Below are 20,119 nucleotides of genomic sequence, written 5' to 3'. Positions count from 1 at the left end.
GCCGTCGTGGTCGGGCCGCCCGGTAGCCGTGGCAGGTTCGGAGCGGAGTGCCGATGACTGCCGGGTGTCGCGGCGGGCAGGCGCGCCGGGTGCCTGCGCGGTCCCGGCCGGCGGGTGATGGTGCGGCTCCGGCGCCGGGTTGAGACGACTATGAGCCAACGGACAGGTCCTGCCTAGCCCTCATCCGATCGATATCGAAGATGTGGATCATCCGGGCCTTGGATGCTGGGCACCTGTAGGAGCCCGCTATCTCGGTGCGACCGTGGCGATACGGCCGGGCTCGGAAGCGGCCAGCTCCGCTCCCACGCGGGCCGCGGTCTCGCGCAGCCAGATGTGGGCCGCGTCGTGGGTGTGCACCGGGTGCCACCACAGTGCCTCCTGGAGAGGGACTGCCCCGTAGGGCGGTTCCATGAGGCGTACGGCGGCCACGCCGCGCAGCAGCTCGGCCAGGCGCTGCTGTACCAGGGCGATCCGGCGGGTGCCTGCGATCAGGAAGGGCAGCGCCTGGAAGCTGTCGACGGAGACCTCCACGCGGGGATCGACACCGAGCATGCTCAGCTGCCGGGCGGCCGGGGCGTCGTAGGCGCGCTGGTAGACCACCCAGGGCAGCCGTGCCAGGTCGTCCATGGTCAGCCGGTCGCCGACCTCGTCGTTCGTCTCGGCCACCAGGAAGGCCCAGCGGTCGGTGAACAGGTCGACGGCGGGGAAACCGCCGATGATGCCGCGCGGCATCAGCAGCCCGTCGGCCGTGCTGAGCAGCGGTGCCGTGTCCTCCGTGACGTCGATGGGCGTCCGCTGGAAGCGCAGCCGTACCCCCGGGGCCTCGGCGTGCACGGTCCGGGCGAGCTCGGCGCCGAACACGGCGAGGGCGTAGTCGGAGGTGAGCAGGGTGAACTCGTGCTCCTCGCTGCCCGGGGCGAAGTCGGCCCTGCTGCTGAAGACCCGTTCCAGCAGGTCGCAGGCGGTCGAGGTGCGGTCCAGCAGAGCGCGCCCGAGGGCGGTCAGTTCGTACTGTTTGCCGACGCGCGCGAGCAGGTCGTCGTCGAAGTGGCGGCGCAGGCGGGCCAGGGCCGCGCTCATCGCCGGCTGACTGAGCCCGACGCGCTGCCCGGCGCGGGTGACGTTGCGTTCCTCCAGCAGGGCCCGCAGGGACAGGACGAGATTGAGATCGAGGCCGGAGAGGGACACGACGCCTCCAGAGCGAGGCCGCTTGCGGCGGCAACATTTGCACCACAGATGATCAACATCTAAAGAATCTATTTCCCAGATTACTCGGTGGCGGTCACATTGGTCTCACCGCAATCTGGAGGACATTCCCGTGAAACCCGCAGCCGCTTCCGCGTCCTTCTCCGGACCCTTCGCCCTCGGCGTTCTCTCCGCCCCTGACCAGGCATCTTTCCCCGGTCTTGTGATTCCCGGGGGGCGCGTGCTGGATCTTCGTACGGCCCTCGGAGAGCCAGCCCTGACGACCCGGGGGATCCTCGAGCGCTGGGACGAGATGCTCCCTCGCCTGCACGAGCTCGCGGCCGACGAGACGGCCGACTGGCGACCGTTGGAGCACCTGCGGGCGCACGCGCCGGTCGAGCCCCGCCAGGTCTTCCAGTCCGGCGCCAACTACCGGCAGCACGTGATCGACCTGGAGGTCGCCCACCGCGCCTCCGACGACCCGCGCACGGTGGACGAGGCGCGCGCCGAGATCGCCGCGGTCATGGACCGGCGGGCGGCCGAGGATCTGCCGTACGTCTTCATCGGCCTGCCGAGCACGATCACGGGTCCGTACGACGATGTCGTACTCCCGGACTGGGCCGAGCAGCCCGACTGGGAGCTGGAGCTGGCGGCCGTCATCGCCAAGCCCGCCCACCGGGTGACGGTCGAGGAGGCCCTGGAGTACGTCGCGGGCTACACCATCGCCAACGACCTCACCGACCGCGCCACCGTCTTCCGCCGGGACATGCCCGCCATCGGCACCGACTGGCTGCGCTGCAAGAACGCCCCCGGCTTCACCCCGCTCGGCCCCTGGATCGTGCCCGCCGAGTCGATCGCCGACCCGGGTGACCTGCGGGTCACGCTGAAGCTCAACGGCGAGACCATGCAGGACGAGTCCACCAAGGACATGCTCTTCGGCGTCGCGCGGCTGGTGTCGTACATCTCCCAGACCTCCCGGCTCCTGCCCGGCGACCTGGTGCTCACCGGCAGCCCGGCCGGCAACGGCATGCACTATGGACGGCTGCTGCGCGACGGCGACGTCATGGAGGGTTCCATCACGGGTCTGGGCGCGCAGCGCACCCGCTGCGTCGCCGAGAGGACCGCGTCGTGACGGCCCCGCTCGACCCCACGGGCGCCGAGGGCGCGATCACCGAGGCCGCCAAGCGGTATTCCAACTGGGGGCGTTGGGGCGAGGACGACGTTCTCGGCACGCTGAACTTCCTCGACGAGGCCAAGCGCCGCGAGGGTGCGGCACTGGTCCGCCGGGGCGTGAGTTTCTCGCTGTCGCAGCGGTTCGACATGAACGGGCCGCAGAAGGGTTGGCGCCGCCGCACCAACCCCGTCCACACCATGCTGGACACGGGAACGGACGCGGCCCTCGGCAACCAGGGCTTCCCGCACGGCATCGGCGGCGCGGACGACGTGATCGCGATGCCGCTGCAGTGCTCCACCCAGTGGGACGGGCTCGGGCACATCTTCGACCACGGCAAGGCGTGGAACGGGCGGGCGGCCGAGAAGGTCGTCACCTCCGACGGCGATCTGGTCACCGGCATCGAGCACATGGCCCCGTACGTCGCCGGGCGCGGAGTCCTCCTCGACGTCGGCCGGGTGATCGGCGACGAACGCGGGGAACTGCCGGACGGTTTCGCGATCACCGAGGAACACCTGACGGCGACGGCCGAGGCGCACGGCGTGGCCGTCGGCCGCGGGGACATCGTCGTCGTCCGGACCGGGCGGCTGGCGCGCGCCCGCCGCGAGGGCTGGGGCGACTACGCGGGCGGAGACTCGCCCGGCCTGTCCTTCACCACCGCCGGCTGGCTGCACGCGAGCGAGATCGCCGCGATCGCCACCGACACGTGGGGCTTCGAGGTGCGGCCGAACGAGTTCGACGGCGCCTTCCAGCCGCTGCACCAGGTCGCCATCCCCAACATGGGCCTGCTGATCGGCGAGATGTGGGACCCCGACGCCCTCGCGGCCGACTGCGCCTCCGACGGCGTGTACGAGTTCTGGCTCACCGCCGCGCCCCTGCCCATCACCGGAGCCGTCGGCTCCCCCGTCAATCCGGTCGCCGTCAAGTGACCTGTCCAACAAAGGAGTTGGCCAAATGGAAGGAAAGAGAGTCCTGGTCATCGGAGGGGGCACCTCCGGCAACGTCATGACCGTGCTGCTGCGGCGGGCCGGCATCGACGTCGACCTCGTCGAGGTCAGACCGGACTGGAACGTACGCGGCTCCGGCATCACCCTTCAGGGCAACGCCCTGCGCGTGCTGCGCGAGATCGGCGTGTGGGACGAGGTCCACGAGCACGGCTTCGGCTACGACTCCCTGGGGCTGACGACGCCCGACGGCACCGTGCTGCACGTCGGCGACGTCCTCCGCACCGGCGGAGACGACCTCCCCGCCACCCTCGGCATGCAGCGCCCGGTGCTCCAGCGCATCCTCGTCGACGCCGTCCGGGCATCCGGCGCGACCGTCCGGCTCGGCACCACCGCCGAGATCCTCACCGAGGACGACACGTCAGTGACCGTCCGGTTCAGTGACGGCACCGAGGGCCGCTACGACCTCGTCGTGGCCGCCGACGGCCTGCACTCCGCGACCCGTGCCGCCATCGGCATCGACGTCAAACCCGAGCCGACCGGCATGGCCATCTGGCGTGTCCCGGCGCCCCGCCCGGCCGGAGTGGAGTGCAGCGTCCTCTCCCACGGCGGGCCCTGCTACATCGCCGGCTACACGCCCACCAGCAAGGACACGATCTACGCCTATCTTGTGGAGGCCGGCCGCGACCGCGCCACGATCCCGCCCGAGTCCTACGCGCAGGAGATGCGCCGCCTCGCCGAGGGCTACGGCGGGGCCTGGGACGAGATCCGTGACTCGATCAACGACCCGGCGCAGGTGAACTACACCTGGTTCGACCGGATGCTGGTCGAGGGGGCCTGGCACCGGGGCCGGGTCGTCCTCGTCGGCGACGCCGCGCACTGCTGCCCGCCCACGATGGCCCAGGGCGCGGCGATGGCCATGGAGGACGCCTGGGTGCTGTCCCAGCTGCTGACCAGCGGATCCGCGTGGGACGAGGAACTGCTCACGCGCTACTACGAGCGGCGGATCGACCGGGTCCGGATGGTCGTCGAAGCGTCCGTGCAGATCGGGCAGTGGCAGCTCGACGGCGTGCCCGGTGACGTGCCCGGGCTGCTGGACGCCACCATGCCGGTGCTCAAGGAGCTGCCGTGACGGCCCACCCTGCCCCGGCTGCCGCTGGGAGACGCCCCCAGCCCGATCCCTGCCCCTCGCCGAGCGCTGACACGCGCCCTTCCCCGACTGTCGACGTACACGCGCATGTCCTGATCCCCGAGGTCGAGGCCCTGGTGGCCGACCTGCCGGGCCTGGCGGAGGCCAGGGCCCTAGGCGCCCGCCGCAACGGGCCCGCGGCCCAGGCCGTCAGCGGCCCCATGGTCGCCGAGCGCATCCCGAGGCTGACGGACGTCGCCGTACGACTGGCCGCGATGGACGCGCAGGGTGTGGACGTCCAACTGGTCAGCCCGTCGCCCTCGCACTACCACTACTGGGCGGACGAGGAGACGGCGGAGAAGGTGTACCGGCTCGCGGGCGAGGCGACGGCCGCCCACTGCGCCCAGGCGCCCGGCCGGCTGCACGGTCTGGGCCTCGTCCCCCTGCAGCATCCGGAATCTGCGGTGCGCGCGCTCGAACTCGCCATGGCTATGGGCCTGTTGGGTGTCGAAATCTCCTCGCACGCGCCGGGCCGGGAGCTGTCGGATCCGGCGTACGAACCCTTCTGGACCCGGGCCGAGGAGACGGGCGCGATCCTCTTCCTGCATCCCTTCGGCTGCACGCTCGACGAGCGCCTCGACCAGTGGTACCTGTCCAACACCGTCGGCCAGCCCACCGAGAACACCGTCGCGCTCTCGCACCTGATCTTCTCCGGTGTGCTGGACCGGCACCCGGAGCTGAAGCTGATCGCCGCGCACGGCGGCGGCTATCTGCCCACCCACATCGGCCGCTCCGACCACGCCTGGTCGGCCCGCTCCGACGCGGGCGCGGGCTGCGCCCACCTGCCCAGCAGCTACCTCAAGCGCCTGTACTTCGACTCCCTCGTCCACGACCCGCACGTCCTGCGGGCGCTGATCGGCGCGGTCGGCGCGGACCGTGTGCTGCTCGGCTCCGATTTCCCCTTCGACATGGGCACCGAGGACCCGGTCGGCGCACTGCGCGCCGCATGCCTGCCCGACGACGACTTCCACGCCGTGCGCGGTGGCAACGCGACAACGCTGCTGCGCCTGACCTGACCCCCACACCGGAGGAAACCCACCATGAGCGCACGCCTGCTCACACATCTGCGACACGTCGACCTCGCCGTGCCCGACTACGACAAGCAGCTCGACTTCTACTCCGGCGTCTGGGGCCTGACCAAGGTCGCCGAGGACTCCGGGATCTCCTTCCTCGCCGCCGAGGGCAGCCCCGAGCAGTACGTGGTGCGGCTGCGCAAGGCCGAGGAGAAGCGCCTCGATCTCGTCTCGTACGGCGCCGCGAGCGCGGCGGACGTGGACACCCTCGCCGAGCAACTCCTCGCGGGAGGCGTGCAGTTGATCTCCCAGCCGGGCAAGATCGACACACCCGGAGGCGGCTACGGCTTCCGCTTCTTCGACGTCGACGGCCGCACCATCGAAGTGTCCGCCGATGTGGACATACGGCAGCACCGCAAGATCGAGGAGAAGGAATCGATCCCGGTCAAGCTGTCGCACGTCGTGCTGAACTCGCCGGACCTCGACAGGGCCCGTGAGTGGTACGAGCGCCACCTGGGTTTCCGGCTCTCCGACACGCTCAGCTCGCCGCACATGGGCGAGGTCATGCACTTCATGCGGATCTCCAACCAGCACCACTCGATGGCCATCGCCAAGGGCCCGCACACTTCCCTGCACCACGTCTCCTTCGAGATGCGCGGCCTGGACGAGTACATGCGTGGCTCGGGGCGGGTGATGCGGGCCGGGTTCAAGAAGGTCTGGGGTCCGGGCCGGCACATGGCGGGCGACAACACCTTCACGTACTTCCTCGACCCGCACGGCAACACCGTCGAGTACACGACGGAACTGGAGCTGCTGGACGAGGACACCTGGCACCCCCACGTCTACGACTTCTCCCAGCCCCAGGTCACCGACCAGTGGGGCACCGCCAACCCCATGAACGAACTGGTCGCCAAGGAGTCCTTCAACGACGTCGACCGCGGCTGCTTCGTCGCCCCGCCGGTCTGACCCCCCTCGAACCCCGGGGACGCGGTGGCCCTGTCAACCGCCCTGACGCCCTTGCCGCGTCCCCGGTTCCCACCGCTGTTCGAAGACCGCCGGAACCTGGAGCCGTGTATGCGTTTCGCCACCTATGAACATCGACACCAGCGCCGGGTCGCCGTCGTGGAGGAGGACGGCATCCTCCACCCGGTTCCCGGGGCACGCTCGCTCACGGAGCTGATCCGCTGCGGCGACGGACTCGACGCACTCCTGCGCGCCGGCGCCGCCACGCTCGACGTCCCGCCGGGCCCGCACGTGTCCGAGGTGCGACTGCTGCCACCGCTTCAGCCGCCCACCGTGCGGGACTTCGTCACCTTCGAGGAGCACGTCGAAGGGGTACGGCGGTCCGTGGACGGCGTCGGCGGGGTGCCCGAAGCCTGGTACGACGCCCCGACGTTCTACTTCACCAACCCGTACGCCGTCATCGGCGCCCACGACGACGTCCCGGTGCCGCCGGGCAGCGAAGTCCTCGACTTCGAGCTGGAGGTCGCCGCCGTCATCGGCCGGGAAGGGCGGGACCTGACGCCAGAGCAGGCACGGGACCACATCATCGGCTACACGGTCCTCAACGACTGGTCGGCCCGCGACCTGCAGTCCCGCGAGATGCAGGTCCGCCTCGGCCCGTGCAAGGGCAAGGACACGGCCGCCACCCTCGGCCCGTACCTGGTCACCGCCGACGAACTGGAGCCGTACCGCGACACCGACGGCTTTCTGCGCCTGGCGCTGACCGCCTCGGTGAACGGCGAGGTCGTCGGCAAGGACCTGTTGTCCAACATGAGCTGGACCTTCGAGGAGATGGTCGCCTACGCCTCGCGCGGCACCGTCGTCCGCCCCGGCGACGTGCTCGGCTCCGGCACCTGCGGCAACGGCGGCTGCCTCGCCGAGCTGTGGGGCGTCCGGGGCGAGCAGTCCCCGCCTCCGCTGAAGCCGGGGGACACGGTCACCCTCACCGTGGAGGGCATCGGCACCGTCTCCAACACCGTGGTCGCGGGCAGGGATCCGCAGCCGCTGCCGACCGCCCGCCGCCGCAGCCGGGAGCGGCCGTGAACGACCTGCGCCCCAGGAGACTCCTCGGCAAGGTCGTCGTCGTCACCGGCGCGGCGCGCGGCCAGGGCGCCGCCGAGGCCGAGGCCCTGACCCGCGAAGGCGCCCGCGTCATCGCCACCGACGTGACTCGGGCCCCCGTCTGCCGCCACCTCGACGTCACCGACGAGGAGCACTGGGCGGAGCTGGCCGCCGAACTGCGCGAGTCGTACGGCCAGGTGCACGGCCTGGTCAACAACGCGGGCATCACCTGGCGCGCCCGCCTCGGCGATGTGACCCCCGACGACTTCGCCCGTGTCCACGCCGTCAACGTCACCGGCCCGCTCCTGGGCATCCAGCACCTCACGCCGCTGATGCCGCCCGGCTCGTCCATCGTCAACGTCGGCTCCACCGCCGCGCTCAGCGGCCATTACCCGGTCGCCTACACAACCAGCAAATGGGCACTGCGCGGCCTGTCGAAGACCGCCGCCATGGAGCTGGGCCCGCGCGGCATCCGCGTCAACACGATCCACCCCGGCTTCATCGAGACAGAGATGACCACCTCCGCCGCGCCCGCCTTCCGCGAGGCGAACATCCGCGAGACCCCTCTCGGCCGCACTGGATCCGTGGACGAGATCACCCCACTCGTGGTCTTCCTCCTGTCCGACGAGTCCTCCTTCATCACCGGCGCCGAGATCCCGGTCGACGGCGGACTCACCGCGCACGGCGGCGTCAAGTCCATCTCGGATGCTCTGGGTTCGGCTGCTTCGAGTTCGGAGGGGAATTGAAACGCTGGAAGGGAAGGTGGCCCGATGTCGGGCGGCACGGCCGTCGCCCCCGGCTGCATCGTCACCGTGGGGTCCACAGCTGGCCTGACCGGTTCGCTCACCGACCGGCGGACCGCCTTCCCCAGCTCTCGGCTTCGCTCGAGCTGGGAGGTGCCTCAATGGCGTCCAAGGGCGCGGCGATCGACACCGAGGCCACGCGCGGCGACCTGCTGGCCGACGACAATCCCGAGCGGATCAACGCCCGCCACATCCCCCTCGGCCGCATCGGGCTCCCCGAGGAGGCCGTCAACGCGGCCGTCTTCCTCGCCTCGGACGAGGCGTCCTACATCACCGGCGCCAGCCTCGTCGTCGACGGCGGCTGGTTGTCCGTACTCCCCGGCTGAAAGGGACCACTTCCGTGAACAAGGTGAGCACGAACGCCGACGAGGCGGTCGCCGACATTCCCGACGGATGGTCGTCTCGGCGAGCGGGAACGGCTCGTCGCGGTCCGGGCCGATGCCCTCGCCCTGGGCGGGCTGAAGCAGCTTGTCCTTCGCGGTGCGGGGCAGGCTGGTGCGGTCGTCGGCTTGTACTCGGTGATGTCGTCGAACGGGTACCGCTCGACCACCAGGTTGGCCGGGATCTCGAAGCCCTCGGCCCGGGCGACCTTGAACCAGTCGTAGGCGCACTGGCTGGTGGCGTCGGCGTCCAGCAGTAGCGTCGGCAGGTCGAGGACGACGGCGTAGTAGAGGGCGATGAACCAGGCCGAGGCGGTCTTGCCGGTGCTGCCCCTGAGCATGCCGACGACGATCACGAAGGCGTCCCAAGGACCTGCCGTTTGCGGCGGTCGACGAGGACCGTGGTCCGGGGCTCTGCCTTATCCGACCGATCCCGCCCCCGAGAGATGCGTCAGCGGACCGGGCACACAGGTCACGAACGAGCAACGGTCCCCGGCTATCACTGAGACACTTGCCCGCTCGGTCCGTAGCCGATCAAGCTGGTGCCTCACCAGGACGTTGGTGAGACAGGAGAGGCGCTGAGACATGCCGGCTGTTCATAGCCTCGACCGCGCGGCCCTCGCCCTCGCCGAACTCGGCTACCAGGTCAAGGAGATGCTCGGCGGCTTCGACGGGAAGCCGGTGTGGCCGCTGTGCGTGTAGGTTCTGCTGCCATGGTGAGATACGCGGATCCGGGCGCGGTGGAGTGGGTCGAGTCGGGCGGCGGCCCCCTGATAGCCGTGCCGGAGACGGTGCTGCCGTTCTGGGCGGGCGCCGACGGCGACGAGACGGTCTCGGACTACGACCGCGCCTGCGAGGTCGACGGATTCGTCGGACTGCTGCCCGTGGGCGACAGCGCGGCGCTGGTCTTCGGCGACGAGCCCGCCTCGACCTCCTATCTGCCCGACCACGGCACCTTCGTACGGTGGTGCGCGGCCGATTCCGAGGACGAACTGCTGGCCCGGGTCCCGGCCGCGCTCGCCACCGCGGAATGGGGACACGAGGTGCGCTGGAGGGTGCCCGGCACGGTCGTACTGTTCGACTCGGCCTGGCCCGGGCGGGAGACGGAGCGGACCGAGCATCTGCGGGTGGCCCTGGAACCGGGGGCGTACGCGGTCCGTGCCGCGCAGGTGCAGCCCGGCCCCGAGACCTGGCTGGGGCTCGTCCAGCTCCGTCGGCTGCCGCACTGATCCGACGGCCCGCCCCGTCGCGGCCCGCCCTCTCGGATAACCAGGTGCGTCGGACCCGGATCTTCCCCATGATGATCTGTCATGCCTCGAATCCAGCACCCCGCTCCAGAAGACCTGCGCCGCGACCCCCTGCCCCTGCGCGGCCGGACCGCCCTGGTCACCGGGGCCAGCAGACGCGCCGGCATCGGACATGCCGTGGCCCGGCGGCTCGCGGCGTACGGGGCGAGCGTCTATCTGCACCACCATGTGCCGCACGACGCCGCCATGCCCTGGGGCGCCGACCGGCCCGAGGAGGTCGCCGCCTCCGTACGGGAGGCGCTCGGCGACCCCGATGCGCGGGTCCTCGCGGGCCCCGGCGACCTCTCCGACCCGGCCGCGCCCGCCGAGTTGATCGCCACGGCCGCGTCGGCGCTCGGCGGACGCCTCGACATCCTCATTGCCAACCACGCGGTCAGCGGCTCCGACGGCACCCTCGACGCCAATCGACGCCGCGATGCTCGACACGCACTGGGCCGTCGACACGCGTGCGGTGCTGCTGCTCGTCCAGGCCCACGCCCGGTTGCGGCCGGCCGGGCCCGGCGGACGCGTTGTGATGATGACCTCCGGCCAGGACATCGCGGGCGGTATGCCCGGCGAGATCGCCTACGCCCTCCAGAAGGGCGCCCTCGCCTCGATCACCCGCTCCCTGTCGACGACGCTCATCGGGCAGGGCATCACGGTGAACACCGTCAACCCCGGCCCCGTGGACACGGGTTACCTGACCGGCGAGGCGCACGCGGCCGTGGCGTCCCATTTCCCCGCCGGCCGGTGGGGCATGCCCGACGACCCCGCCCGCCTCATCGCCTGGCTGGCGACGGACGAGGCGGGCTGGATCACCGGTGAGGTCATCAACTCCGAGGGCGGCTTCTGGCGTTGATCACAGCGCGGACAACTCGTCCACCAGGTCGTCCAGGCCCAGGGAACCCTGGGACAGGGCCGCCATGTGCCACGCCTTGAGGTCGAAGGCGTCGCCGTGCCGCTCGCGCGCCTTCTCCCGGCCCAGCAGCCACGCCCGCTCGCCGAGCTTGTAGCCGATGGCCTGGCCCGGAATCGTCAGATACCGGGTCAGCTCGCTCTCCACGAAGTCCGCCGGACGGCTGCTGTGCGAGCCGAAGAACTCCTGGGCCAGCTCCGGAGTCCAGCGCTCGCCCGGGTGGAACGGGGAGTCGGCCGGGATCTCCATCTCCAGGTGCATGCCGATGTCGACGATGACCCGGGCCGCCCGCATCATCTGCGCGTCGAGATAGCCGAGCCGGTGCTCCGGGTCGGTCAGGAAGCCCAGCTCGTCCATGAGCCGCTCCGCGTACAGCGCCCAGCCCTCGGCGTTGGCGCTGACCCCGCCGATGGTGGCCTGGTAGCGGGAGAGGTTCCCGGCGACGTACGTCCACTGCGCGAGCTGGAGGTGATGGCCGGGCACGCCCTCGTGGTACCAGGTCGAGACCAGGTCGTAGACCGGGAACCGGGTCTGCCCCATCGTCGGCAGCCAGGTGCGGCCCGGGCGTGAGAAGTCCTCGGACGGGGCGGTGTAGTACGGCGCCGCCGCACCGCCGGGCGGGGCGATGCACGACTCCACCTTCCGCACCGGCTCGGCGAGTTCGAAGTGCGTGCCGTCCAGCTTCTCGATCGCCTCGTCCATCAGACCCTGGAGCCAGTCGCGGACCTCGTCGACGCCCTCGATGTGACGGCCGTTCTCGTCCAGGTGCGCCAGCGCCACCCACGGGGTCGCGGCGCCCGGCAGGATCTTCTCGGCCTCCTTCTTCATCTCCCCGAGGAGGCGGTGGTACTCGGCCCAGCCGTACGCGTACGCCTCGTCCAGGTCGAGGTCGATGCCGTTGAAGTAACGGGCCCAGCGGGCGTAGCGCTCGCGGCCCACCGTGTTCGGCGCGCCCTCGACCGCCGGCGCGTACACGTCGCGCATCCAGTCCCGCAGCTCCACCACGGCGGCCGTCGCCGCACGGGCGGCCTCGTCCAGCTCCGCGCGCAGCGACTCGGGACCGGCCGCGGCGAAGTCCTCGAACCAGCCGCGCCCCTCGCCCGTGTCGGCCCACTCGGTGAGCTGCTCGACGAAGGTGGCGGTCGGGCGCGGCGCCGCGTACAGCTTGCGCTCCAGGCCCAGCGCAAGGGCCTCGCGGTAGCCCGCGTACGCGGCCGGCACCCCGCGCAGCCGCTCGGCGATCGCCGCCCAGTCCTCGTCGGTCTGGTTCGGGGTGACCGCGAAGACCTCGCGCACCGAGTGGGCGGGCGTCGCCATGTTGCCGACCGCGCGCAGGCCCTCGTCGGCGTCGTGCACGGCGAGTTCCGCGGTCAGCCGCTCGCGCAGCAGGCGCCCGCACCGGCGCTCGATGTCGCTGTCCGCGCCCGGCCGGCGCTCGGCCTCGTCGAGCCGCGCGAGCGTGGCCCGCTGGAGCCGTGCGAGCGCGTCCTGGCCCGCGGGTGAGAGATCGGGGAGCTTGCTCGCGCTCTCCGGCACGCCGAGGTACGTACCGGTGATCGGGTCGAGGGCGATGAGCTCGTCGACATAGGCGTCGGCGACCTCGCGGGGAAGCGGGCTCTTGGTCTCAGACATGCGGTCCATCCTCATACGAGGGGACACCGTCCGTCACTCGGATTGAGCTGAGGGCGAAGGCGGCAGCAGCGGCCCGCAGTCCCACTGCTGGAAGATCAACCGCGTCTCCACCCGGGCGACCTCGCGGCGGGCGGTGAACTCGTCCAGGACCAGGCGCTGCAGATCCGCCATGTCGGCCACCGCCACGTGCACGAGGTAGTCGTCGGGACCGGTCAGATGGAAGACGGTCAGCGCCTCCGGCAGGGCCCGGATCCGTTCCACGAAGGGCCCCACCAGCTCCCTTCGGTGCGGCCTGACCTGCACCAACAGCAGCGCCTGCAACCCCCGCCCGAGCTTCGCCGGATCGAGCTGGAGCCGGTGCCCGAGGATCACGCCCGAGCGGCGCAGCCGGGTGACCCGGTCGAGGCAGGTCGAGGGCGCGACCCCGACCTGCGCGGCGAGGTCCCGGTAGGTGGTCCGGGCGTCGTTCTGCAGAAGCCTCAACAGCTCGAGATCCACCGGGTCCAGTACGACAGAATCGGCCATGCGGCGAACGTAGCACGGAGCATCACCGCCGGCGTCCGGTCGATGTTCACCCTTTGCCCATGGACACGCCCCTGGAGACGGACGCGCACGACGCCGTACGCCGCACAGCACCCCGAGCACTCGCCACCGAGGCCGTGCACGCCGGCCGCGACGACCTCGCCCGGCAGGGCCTGCACGCCCCGCCGATCGACCTGTCGACGACCTACCCGTCCTACGACAGCCGAGGCGAGGCCGCCCGCATCGACGCCTTCGCCACCACCGGCGCCGAGCCGGACGGCCCGCCCGTCTACGGCCGTCTGGGCAACCCGACCGTCGCCCGCTTCGAGACCGCCCTGGCACGCCTGGAGGGCACCGAGGCCGCGGTCGCCTTCGCCAGCGGCATGGCCGCGCTGAGCGCGGTCCTTCTCGTACGGGCCTCGATGGGCCTGCGCCACGTCGTCGCCGTACGTCCGCTGTACGGCTGCAGCGACCATCTGCTCACCGCCGGCCTGCTGGGCTCGGAGGTGACCTGGACCGACCCGGCCGGGGTCGCGGAGGCGCTGCGCCCGGACACCGGCCTGGTGATGGTGGAGTCCCCGGCGAACCCGACCCTCGCCGAACTCGATCTGCGCGCCGTGGCCCACGCCTGCGGCTCGGTGCCGCTGCTCGCGGACAACACCTTCGCCACGCCCGTCCTCCAGCGCCCCGCCGAGCAGGGGGCGCGGCTGGTGCTGCACAGCGCCACGAAGTACCTCGGCGGGCACGGGGACGTGATGGCGGGCGTGGTGGCCTGCGACGAGGAGTTCGCCGGCCGACTGCGGCAGGTGCGGTTCGCCACGGGCGGGGTGCTGCATCCGCTGGCCGGCTATCTGCTGCTGCGGGGCCTTTCGACCCTCCCCGTACGGGTGCGGGCCGCCTCGGCGAACGCCGCCGAACTCGCCGGCCGCCTCGCCGCCGACCCGCGTGTGACCCGCGTCCACTATCCGCGCATCGGCGGCGCCATGATCGCCTTCGAGGTCGACGGCGACCCGCACGAGGTCATCGCCGGCGTCCGCCTGATCACCCCCGCCGTGAGCCTCGGCAGCGTCGACACCCTCATCCAGCACCCGGCGTCCATCAGCCACCGCATCGTGGACGCGGACGACAGGCGGGGTGCGGGGGTGAGCGACCGGTTGCTGCGCTTGTCGGTGGGCTTGGAGGACGTAGAGGACCTGTGGTCGGATCTGGACGCCGCGCTGCAGCGCCCCCAAAGGGGCGCGGGGCTGTGTCAATCAGCGGCTCCGCCGCGGGGCGCGACCAGCCACGGCGAACCCGCAGCCGCCAGTCGTCGATAGCCCCTACGGCGCTTAGGCCATCCCCAACTCACCCGCACCCGAAAGCCGTTCCGCAACCGGCGCATCCAGACGAGCCGTGATGACCAGGGTCCCCTCCTCGATCTGATAATCGAGGGGGAGCCCCAGCCCACGCATCGCGGCCACCATCCCGGTGTTCGACGCCTGCGTCACCGCGTACACACTCTCGCAGCCGGCGTCCACCGCCATCCCCACCAACCTGTGGAGCAACTCCGCGCCGACGCCCCGCCGCTGCCACGCGTCCTCGACCAGCAGCGCGACCTCCGTCTCGTCTCCGTCCCACAGCAGATGACCGAGCCCGACGATGCGCCCCGACGCGGTCCGCACCGCGAGGGTGCGGCCGAAGCGCGGGCTGAGCAGGTGGTTCAGATAGCGGTCCGCGTCACCGATCGGCCCGTGGTACCGCATGGCGAGCGTCCGCGCCGAGCACCGCTCGTGCATCTCCTTCGCGGCCTGAAGATCACCGGTGTCGGCCCGGCGCACGGTGATGTCGTTGCCCTGGGGCAGCGTCAGCACGTCCTGGCTGCGCGGCACCCGCGGGCCGAGCCGGGCGTCCAGCTCCACCAGCGCCCTGGCCCGCGCGAACTCGGTCGGGGTGAACGGCAGATACGGCCGCTCCACGGTGATCACTCCGCCTTCCGGCGCCCGCAGCCGCAGCACGGTCTCCTCGAGGGCCCCTTCCACCGGCACCGGCCCGCGCCCGCCCATCGCGGGCAGCGAGCGGATGGTGCACCGGCCCAGCAACTGCCGCAGCGCCAGCGGCAGTTCCGCCGCGTCCAGGGCGGTGCGGGTGGCCAGGCCCAGCACCCGGGTCGGCGCGTCCACCAGGTCGTGGGCGTCGGCCCGCTCGATCCAGGTGCCGTCACCGCCGGCCGCCGAGACGGCGTGGGTGATCTCGGCCGCGGCCAGCCCGCCGGGCGCCCGCAGCAGGAACTCGTCCACCGTGCCCTCGGCCAGCGGATGCGTCTGCAGGCTCAGGATGTCGACCCGCAGTCCGGCGAGCGCCGTGCACAGCGCGGCCAGCGACCCCGGTTCGTCCTGCACGGTCGTCCGCATCCGCCACAGCGCGCCTTCCCCGGGCACCGTCGCGGGCGGTTCCGTCTCCCGCGTCCGGTCCGAGGGCCCGGCCTGCTCCTCGGGGCGCGGCCGGGCACCGGTATCGCCCGCCGGAGGCGCGTGATCGTGGCGGCGTGACCTCCAGGTGTGGAACCCGGCCAGGGCCACCAGCACGGCCGCCGCGGTCAGCAGCAGTGCCGGTCCCTGAGGTCCGTACCCGATCAGGTCCGCCACCGGGTCGGCCACGGCCACCGCCGTCAGGAGCGCGGCGAGTTCGACGACGTTGCGCCGCCAGTGGTGTACCGGGCGTCCGTGCTTCGCACGCGTCACATCGGATATGTCTCGACTCATGCATCCACTGTGAAGGAACGGTGTTGCGTGATCACGAACGCATTGTGACCGCGGAGTAAAGAACCCTTATGCCTGGTTTGTCACTCCTTCAACTGTGAGCCTGCGGGACCTACTGGCCCACGCGTCCCGGCTGGAGCACCTGGGTGAACAGGACCGTGCCGTCCTGCTCGCGCAGCCGGACCGTCAGCTCCCCGCTGTGGCCGTCGATGTCGACCTCGCCGAAGAACTGGTAGCCGCCGGCCGGGGAGACGTTCGCGGTGGCCGGTGCCTTCAGGAACACCCGCTCGGGGCCGAACGTGTCGTCGAGCGCGTTGGCCGGGAAGGCACCCGCGTTGAGCGGACCCGAGACGAACTCCCAGAACGGCTCGAAGTCGGTGAAGGCCGCCCGCGACGGCTGGTAGTGCTGGGCGGAGGTGTAGTGGACGTCGGCGGTCAGCCACACCGTGCCGGTGATCCGCCGGTGCTTGATGAACCGCAGCAACTCGGCGATCTGCAGCTCACGGCCCAGCGGCGCACCCGGGTCGCCCTGGGCGACGCCCTCGATGTTCGGCGCGCCGTCCGTGCCGTCCGGCACGACCAGGCCCAGCGGCATGTCCGACGCGATCACCTTCCACACGGCCCGGGAGCGGGCCAGTTCGCGCTTGAGCCACCGCAACTGCTCGGCGCCGAGGATGCCCTGCGCGTCGGTGCTCTGGTCGTCCGTCGAGTTGGCGTTGCGGTAGGTGCGCATGTCCAGCACGAACACGTCCAGCAGCGGACCGTGGTGGACCACCCGGTAGACCCGGCCGTCGGGGCGGCGCAGGGTCGAGATGGGGAAGTACTCCGAGAACGCCTGCCGGGCGCGGGCGGCCAGGACGTCGACGCTCTTCTCCGTGTAGCGGGAGTCGCCGAGGATCTCGCCGGGGTACCAGTTGTTGGTCACCTCGTGGTCGTCCCACTGGATGATGGAGGGGACCTGGGCGTTGAACCGCTTGAGGTTGTCGTCGAGCAGGTTGTACCGGAAGTTGCCGCGGAACTCCGCCAGCGTCTCGGCGACCTTGGACTTCTCCTCGGTGGTGATGTTCCGCCAGGTGCTGCCGTCGGGCAGGGCGACGGAGGCCGCGATCGGGCCGTCGGCGTAGACGTTGTCGCCGCTGCACAGGAAGAAGTCCGGGTCCAGCGCGGCCATCGCGTTGTAGATCCGGTAGCCGCCGAAGTCCGGGTTGATGCCCCAGCCCTGCCCGGCCAGGTCGCCCGACCACACGAACCGCACCCCGTCGCGCCGCCGTGCGGAGGCCGTACGGAACGTGCCGGTGACCGGCTCGCCGGTGCGGCGCGGGTCGTCCGGGTCGGCGAGCAGCACGCGGTAGTGGATCTGCTCGCCGGAGGGCAGGCCGCGCAGCCGGGTCGTGCCGGTGAAGTCCGTGTCCGCGCCGAGCAGCGGGCCGTGCCATCTGCGCGGGTTGCGGAACGACTCGGTCGCGGACGTCTCCACGATCATCCGGGCCGGGCGGTCCGAGCGCACCCACACCAGCCCCGAGTCGCAGGTCACGTCCCCCGTCTGTACGCCCCAGCCAGCCTTGGGCCGCCCCGACAGGGCGAACGCGGGGGCCGAGCCGAGCGCCGTGGGCAGGGTCAGGGCCGCCGACGCGGCGAGCGAGCCGCGCAGGACGCTGCGGCGGCCCGGGAACGGACGATGTGACATGGAGGCCTCCAGGGGCGGGATCCGGCCAGTGTGCAGTGCCACAACTACTGGTGCGCCGCAGCGCACACGGAAACCACAAGTGAACAACTGACCGCATCCACAAGGGAACCGACGCGCAGGACGCTGCGTCGGCCCCGACGGTCAAGGTGTCCCCGGTCAGTCCGCGCCCGGTGCGAGCGCACCCGCCATCAGCCGTACGCCGTCCCGGATCCGGGACGGTGACAGATGGGCGTACCCCAGCACCAGCCGCACGCCCGGCCGCTCGTCGTGCGCGGTACGCGCGTGCGCGTAGTGCGTCAGAGGGCGTACCGCCACCCCGGCCGCGCCCACGCGCGCGAGGAACCGCTCCTGCGGCCCGTACCGCTCCGGAAGCGCGGCGATGACATGCAGCCCCGCCGCGATCCCGGTGACCTCAGCGCCCGGGAAGTGCTCCTCAAGGGCGGCGACGAGGGCGTCGCGCCGCTCCCGGTACGCGCGCTGGCAGCGGCGGAGCTGGCGGTCGTAGTCGCCGCGCTCCACGAACCGGGCGAACAGCGCCTGATCGAGGGTGGGATGACCGAGGTCCATGGTCCGCTTGCGCTCCACGACGTCCTCCGCCAGGGCCTGCGGCACCAGCAGCCAGCCGAGGCGCAGTCCCGGGGCGAGGGACTTGCTGACCGACCCCGCGTAGGCCACGCGCTCCGGGTCGAGCCCCTGGAGCGCGCCCACGGGAGCGCGGTCGTACCGGAAGTCGCCGTCGTAGTCGTCCTCCAGAACGAACCCGTCGACGGACCGCGCCCAGTCGAGCAGCTCGGCGCGGCGCCGGGCGGAATAGGCGATGCCGGTGGGGAACTGATGCGCCGGCGTCGTGACGACGGACCGTACGCCCGACTCCCGCAGCGGGCCGACGGCAAGCCCCTCGCCGTCCATGGGCAGCGGCACGGTGGCGACTCCGGCGGCCGCGTAGAGGGCGTCGTGTCCCGGGCTTCCGGGGTTCTCGACACCCACGTCGCGTATCCCGCGCGCGTGCAGCACAAAGCCCAGCACCGTCGTCGCCTGCGACACCCCGGAGACGACCACGATGCGCTCGGGATCCGCGACCACGCCCCGGCGGCGCGCCAGCAGCTGCGCGAGCGCCGTGCGCAGCCGGGGCAGCCCGCGCGGATCGGGATAGCCCAGCTCGTGGTGCGGCAGCTCGGACAGCACCCCGCGCTGAGCGGCCGCCCACGCGGCCCGCGGGAACAGCGACATGTCCGGCGTGCCGGCGACGAAGTCGGCCCGGGCGCCGGTGGAGCGCGGCGCGAGGTCACGCGCGCGTGGCCGGGCGGCCCGTACGGCATCGCCCACCCAGGTCCCGGCACCCCGGCCGCTGCGCAGATAGCCCTCCGCCGTGAGCTGCTCGTACGCCTCGGTGATCAGCCCGCGCGACACCCCGAGGTCGGCCGCCAGATCCCGGCTCGACGGCAGCCGCGTCCCCGACACCAGCCGCCCCGACCGCACCGCCTCCCGCAACGCCGCCTGCAGCGCACGCCCACGCGCGCGTGCGGGCGCCGAGGCGGCGGGCAGCAGCAGCTCCCAGGCGGGTGAGCCGACGGGTGAGCCGACCCGCGGATCCGGATTGGTCTGCGATGACGTCATGAAAGTGGACCTTAATGCGGACCGCGGCGCTGCCTAGCGTCGCTGCCATGAACGCCACCACCGCGCGCGGCGCCCTCCTCACCGCGCTCGCCTGCGTCCTCGTCGGAGGCTCCTTCACCGCCAACAGCCTGCTCGGCGACTACCCGTACGCGGGCGGCCAGTTCCTCCGCTACGGGCTTGCCTGCCTGCTGCTCCTGCCCCTCGTCGGGCCGGATGCCAGGGCCCGGCTCCGTGCCCTCGCGCCCCGCCAGTGGGCCCGCCTCGCGCTGCTCGCGGCCGTCGGCATGGTCGGCTTCAACCTGGCCGTCATCGCCGCCGAACGCACCGCCGAGCCGGCCGTCCCCGGCGTCTTCGTCGGCTGTGCGCCCGTGGTCGTGGCCGTCCTGGTCCCCCTCCTGGAGCGGCGCCGCCCCCGTCGCACGGTCCTGAGCGGGGCGTGGCTGGTCGTGCTCGGTGCCTGCGCGGTCCAGGGCTGGGGGCGCACCGACGCCGCCGGCATCGCCTTCTCGGTGTGCGCCCTGGCCGGCGAGGTCGGCTTCGCGGTGCTCGCCGTGCCCGTGCTGCGGCCGCTCGGGCCGCGTCTGCTGTCCGCCACCGTGTGCGGCATCGCGGCCGTCGAGTCCGCGGCGGCCGGGGTACTGATCGACGGCGGCGCCTGGCTGCGCCGGCCGGACGCCACCGAGACCGCGGCCCTGCTGTGGCAGGCGGTGATCGTGACCGTCATCGGGTTCGTGTGCTGGTACATGGGCATGCAGCGGCTCGGCGCCGAGCGCGCCACGCTGTTCTCCGGGCTCATCCCCGTCGCCGCCGCCTGCACCGCACCGCTCGTCGGAACCGGCTCCTACGGCATCCCCCAGGCCGTCGGCAGCGCCCTGGTCGGCGCGGGCGTCGTCCTGGGCTGCCGGGCACGCCAATCGCCCGCGCGTTACGAGGGGTTGCGGCCGCTCGCGCGTAAACAGGTATGAAAGCCCG

Annotated in this window: 18 protein-coding genes and 2 pseudogenes; 13 read left to right on the top strand and 7 right to left on the bottom strand. The window is 72.0% G+C overall.

The genetic code is table 11. The features are described from left to right. Nucleotides 1–246: 246 nt before the first annotated feature. Nucleotides 247–1,188 (bottom strand): LysR family transcriptional regulator, encoded by a 942-nt coding sequence (locus tag ACP4J3_RS36610; RefSeq protein ID WP_426540633.1) that lies wholly within the window; start codon nucleotides 1,186–1,188, stop codon nucleotides 247–249. Nucleotides 1,189–1,318: 130 nt separating this feature from the next. Between ACP4J3_RS36610 and ACP4J3_RS36605 the strand changes: the two genes are divergently transcribed. From ACP4J3_RS36605 to ACP4J3_RS36570, 8 genes are all read left to right on the top strand, one after another. Then, complete coding sequence (locus ACP4J3_RS36605) at nucleotides 1,319–2,317, top strand: fumarylacetoacetate hydrolase family protein (protein ID WP_426540632.1); 999 nt, start codon at nucleotides 1,319–1,321, stop codon at nucleotides 2,315–2,317. Continuing rightward, nucleotides 2,314–3,285, top strand: coding sequence for a cyclase family protein (locus tag ACP4J3_RS36600; RefSeq protein WP_426540631.1), 972 nt, complete (start codon nucleotides 2,314–2,316; stop codon nucleotides 3,283–3,285). Before ACP4J3_RS36605 ends, ACP4J3_RS36600 begins: the two co-directional genes overlap by 4 nt. Nucleotides 3,286–3,310: 25 nt before the next feature. Beyond that, nucleotides 3,311–4,432 (top strand): FAD-dependent oxidoreductase, encoded by a 1,122-nt coding sequence (locus ACP4J3_RS36595; protein ID WP_426540630.1) that lies wholly within the window; start codon nucleotides 3,311–3,313, stop codon nucleotides 4,430–4,432. Beyond that, entirely contained in the window at nucleotides 4,429–5,505 is a 1,077-nt protein-coding gene (locus ACP4J3_RS36590) for an amidohydrolase family protein (protein ID WP_426540629.1), read from the top strand. Before ACP4J3_RS36595 ends, ACP4J3_RS36590 begins: the two co-directional genes overlap by 4 nt. Nucleotides 5,506–5,529: 24 nt before the next feature. Beyond that, nucleotides 5,530–6,468 (top strand): VOC family protein, encoded by a 939-nt coding sequence (locus tag ACP4J3_RS36585; RefSeq protein ID WP_426540628.1) that lies wholly within the window; start codon nucleotides 5,530–5,532, stop codon nucleotides 6,466–6,468. Nucleotides 6,469–6,576: 108 nt separating this feature from the next. After that, entirely contained in the window at nucleotides 6,577–7,548 is a 972-nt protein-coding gene (locus ACP4J3_RS36580) for a fumarylacetoacetate hydrolase family protein (protein ID WP_426540627.1), read from the top strand. Next, nucleotides 7,545–8,312, top strand: a complete 768-nt coding sequence (locus ACP4J3_RS36575; RefSeq protein ID WP_426540626.1) for an SDR family NAD(P)-dependent oxidoreductase — start codon at nucleotides 7,545–7,547, stop codon at nucleotides 8,310–8,312. The genes ACP4J3_RS36580 and ACP4J3_RS36575 overlap by 4 nt, the downstream gene beginning before the upstream one ends. 158 nt (nucleotides 8,313–8,470) lie before the next feature. Beyond that, entirely contained in the window at nucleotides 8,471–8,695 is a 225-nt protein-coding gene (locus ACP4J3_RS36570) for an SDR family oxidoreductase (RefSeq protein ID WP_426540625.1), read from the top strand. Here the strand turns inward: ACP4J3_RS36570 and ACP4J3_RS36565 are convergent. Beyond that, a complete protein-coding gene (locus ACP4J3_RS36565) occupies nucleotides 8,635–9,090 on the bottom strand; it encodes a hypothetical protein (RefSeq protein WP_426540624.1) in 456 nt (151 codons plus the stop codon). The genes ACP4J3_RS36570 and ACP4J3_RS36565 overlap by 61 nt on opposite strands. A gap of 265 nt (nucleotides 9,091–9,355) precedes the next feature. On the opposite strand from ACP4J3_RS36565, the pseudogene ACP4J3_RS36560 reads away from it, so the two are divergent. The 3 genes and pseudogenes from ACP4J3_RS36560 to ACP4J3_RS36550 form a co-directional block, all read left to right on the top strand. Beyond that, nucleotides 9,356–9,421: pseudogene (locus ACP4J3_RS36560) on the top strand (rhodanese-like domain-containing protein); the annotation flags it as partial. 41 nt (nucleotides 9,422–9,462) lie between these two features. Then, nucleotides 9,463–9,978 (top strand): immunity 21 family protein, encoded by a 516-nt coding sequence (locus ACP4J3_RS36555; protein ID WP_426540623.1) that lies wholly within the window; start codon nucleotides 9,463–9,465, stop codon nucleotides 9,976–9,978. An 81-nt stretch (nucleotides 9,979–10,059) separates the two neighbouring features. Further along, nucleotides 10,060–10,894, top strand: a pseudogene (locus ACP4J3_RS36550) (SDR family oxidoreductase). Here ACP4J3_RS36550 and ACP4J3_RS36545 read toward each other — a convergent pair. After that, entirely contained in the window at nucleotides 10,895–12,583 is a 1,689-nt protein-coding gene (locus ACP4J3_RS36545) for a DUF885 domain-containing protein (RefSeq protein ID WP_426540622.1), read from the bottom strand. A gap of 33 nt (nucleotides 12,584–12,616) precedes the next feature. Continuing rightward, nucleotides 12,617–13,108, bottom strand: a complete 492-nt coding sequence (locus ACP4J3_RS36540) for an Lrp/AsnC family transcriptional regulator (RefSeq protein WP_426540621.1) — start codon at nucleotides 13,106–13,108, stop codon at nucleotides 12,617–12,619. A 59-nt stretch (nucleotides 13,109–13,167) separates the two neighbouring features. Between ACP4J3_RS36540 and ACP4J3_RS36535 the strand changes: the two genes are divergently transcribed. Further along, nucleotides 13,168–14,421 carry a trans-sulfuration enzyme family protein gene (locus ACP4J3_RS36535; RefSeq protein ID WP_426540620.1) on the top strand — a complete coding sequence of 418 codons (1,254 nt, stop codon included), beginning with the start codon at nucleotides 13,168–13,170 and terminating at the stop codon, nucleotides 14,419–14,421. Between the two features lie 12 nt (nucleotides 14,422–14,433). Here ACP4J3_RS36535 and ACP4J3_RS36530 read toward each other — a convergent pair whose 3' ends face one another. From ACP4J3_RS36530 to ACP4J3_RS36520, 3 genes are all read right to left on the bottom strand, one after another. Further along, a complete protein-coding gene (locus ACP4J3_RS36530; RefSeq protein WP_426540619.1) occupies nucleotides 14,434–15,846 on the bottom strand; it encodes a GNAT family N-acetyltransferase in 1,413 nt (470 codons plus the stop codon). A gap of 109 nt (nucleotides 15,847–15,955) precedes the next feature. Beyond that, nucleotides 15,956–17,530: an alkaline phosphatase D family protein gene (locus ACP4J3_RS36525; protein ID WP_426540618.1), complete on the bottom strand. Its 1,575-nt coding sequence runs from the start codon at nucleotides 17,528–17,530 to the stop codon at nucleotides 15,956–15,958. A 156-nt stretch (nucleotides 17,531–17,686) separates the two neighbouring features. Next, nucleotides 17,687–19,147: a PLP-dependent aminotransferase family protein gene (locus ACP4J3_RS36520; protein WP_426540617.1), complete on the bottom strand. Its 1,461-nt coding sequence runs from the start codon at nucleotides 19,145–19,147 to the stop codon at nucleotides 17,687–17,689. Between the two features lie 47 nt (nucleotides 19,148–19,194). Here ACP4J3_RS36520 and ACP4J3_RS36515 point away from each other — a divergent pair, with 47 nt between their 5' ends. Next, nucleotides 19,195–20,112 carry an EamA family transporter gene (locus tag ACP4J3_RS36515; protein ID WP_426540616.1) on the top strand — a complete coding sequence of 306 codons (918 nt, stop codon included), beginning with the start codon at nucleotides 19,195–19,197 and terminating at the stop codon, nucleotides 20,110–20,112. The last annotated feature ends 7 nt before the right edge of the window (nucleotides 20,113–20,119 follow it).

It is taken from the genome of Streptomyces sp. UG1 (assembly GCF_049974585.1).
In the GTDB taxonomy this organism is placed as follows: Bacteria; Actinomycetota; Actinomycetes; order Streptomycetales; family Streptomycetaceae; genus Streptomyces.
The sequence above is the reverse complement of the archived record's forward strand: the minus strand, read 5'-3'. Positions and strand labels throughout refer to the sequence as shown.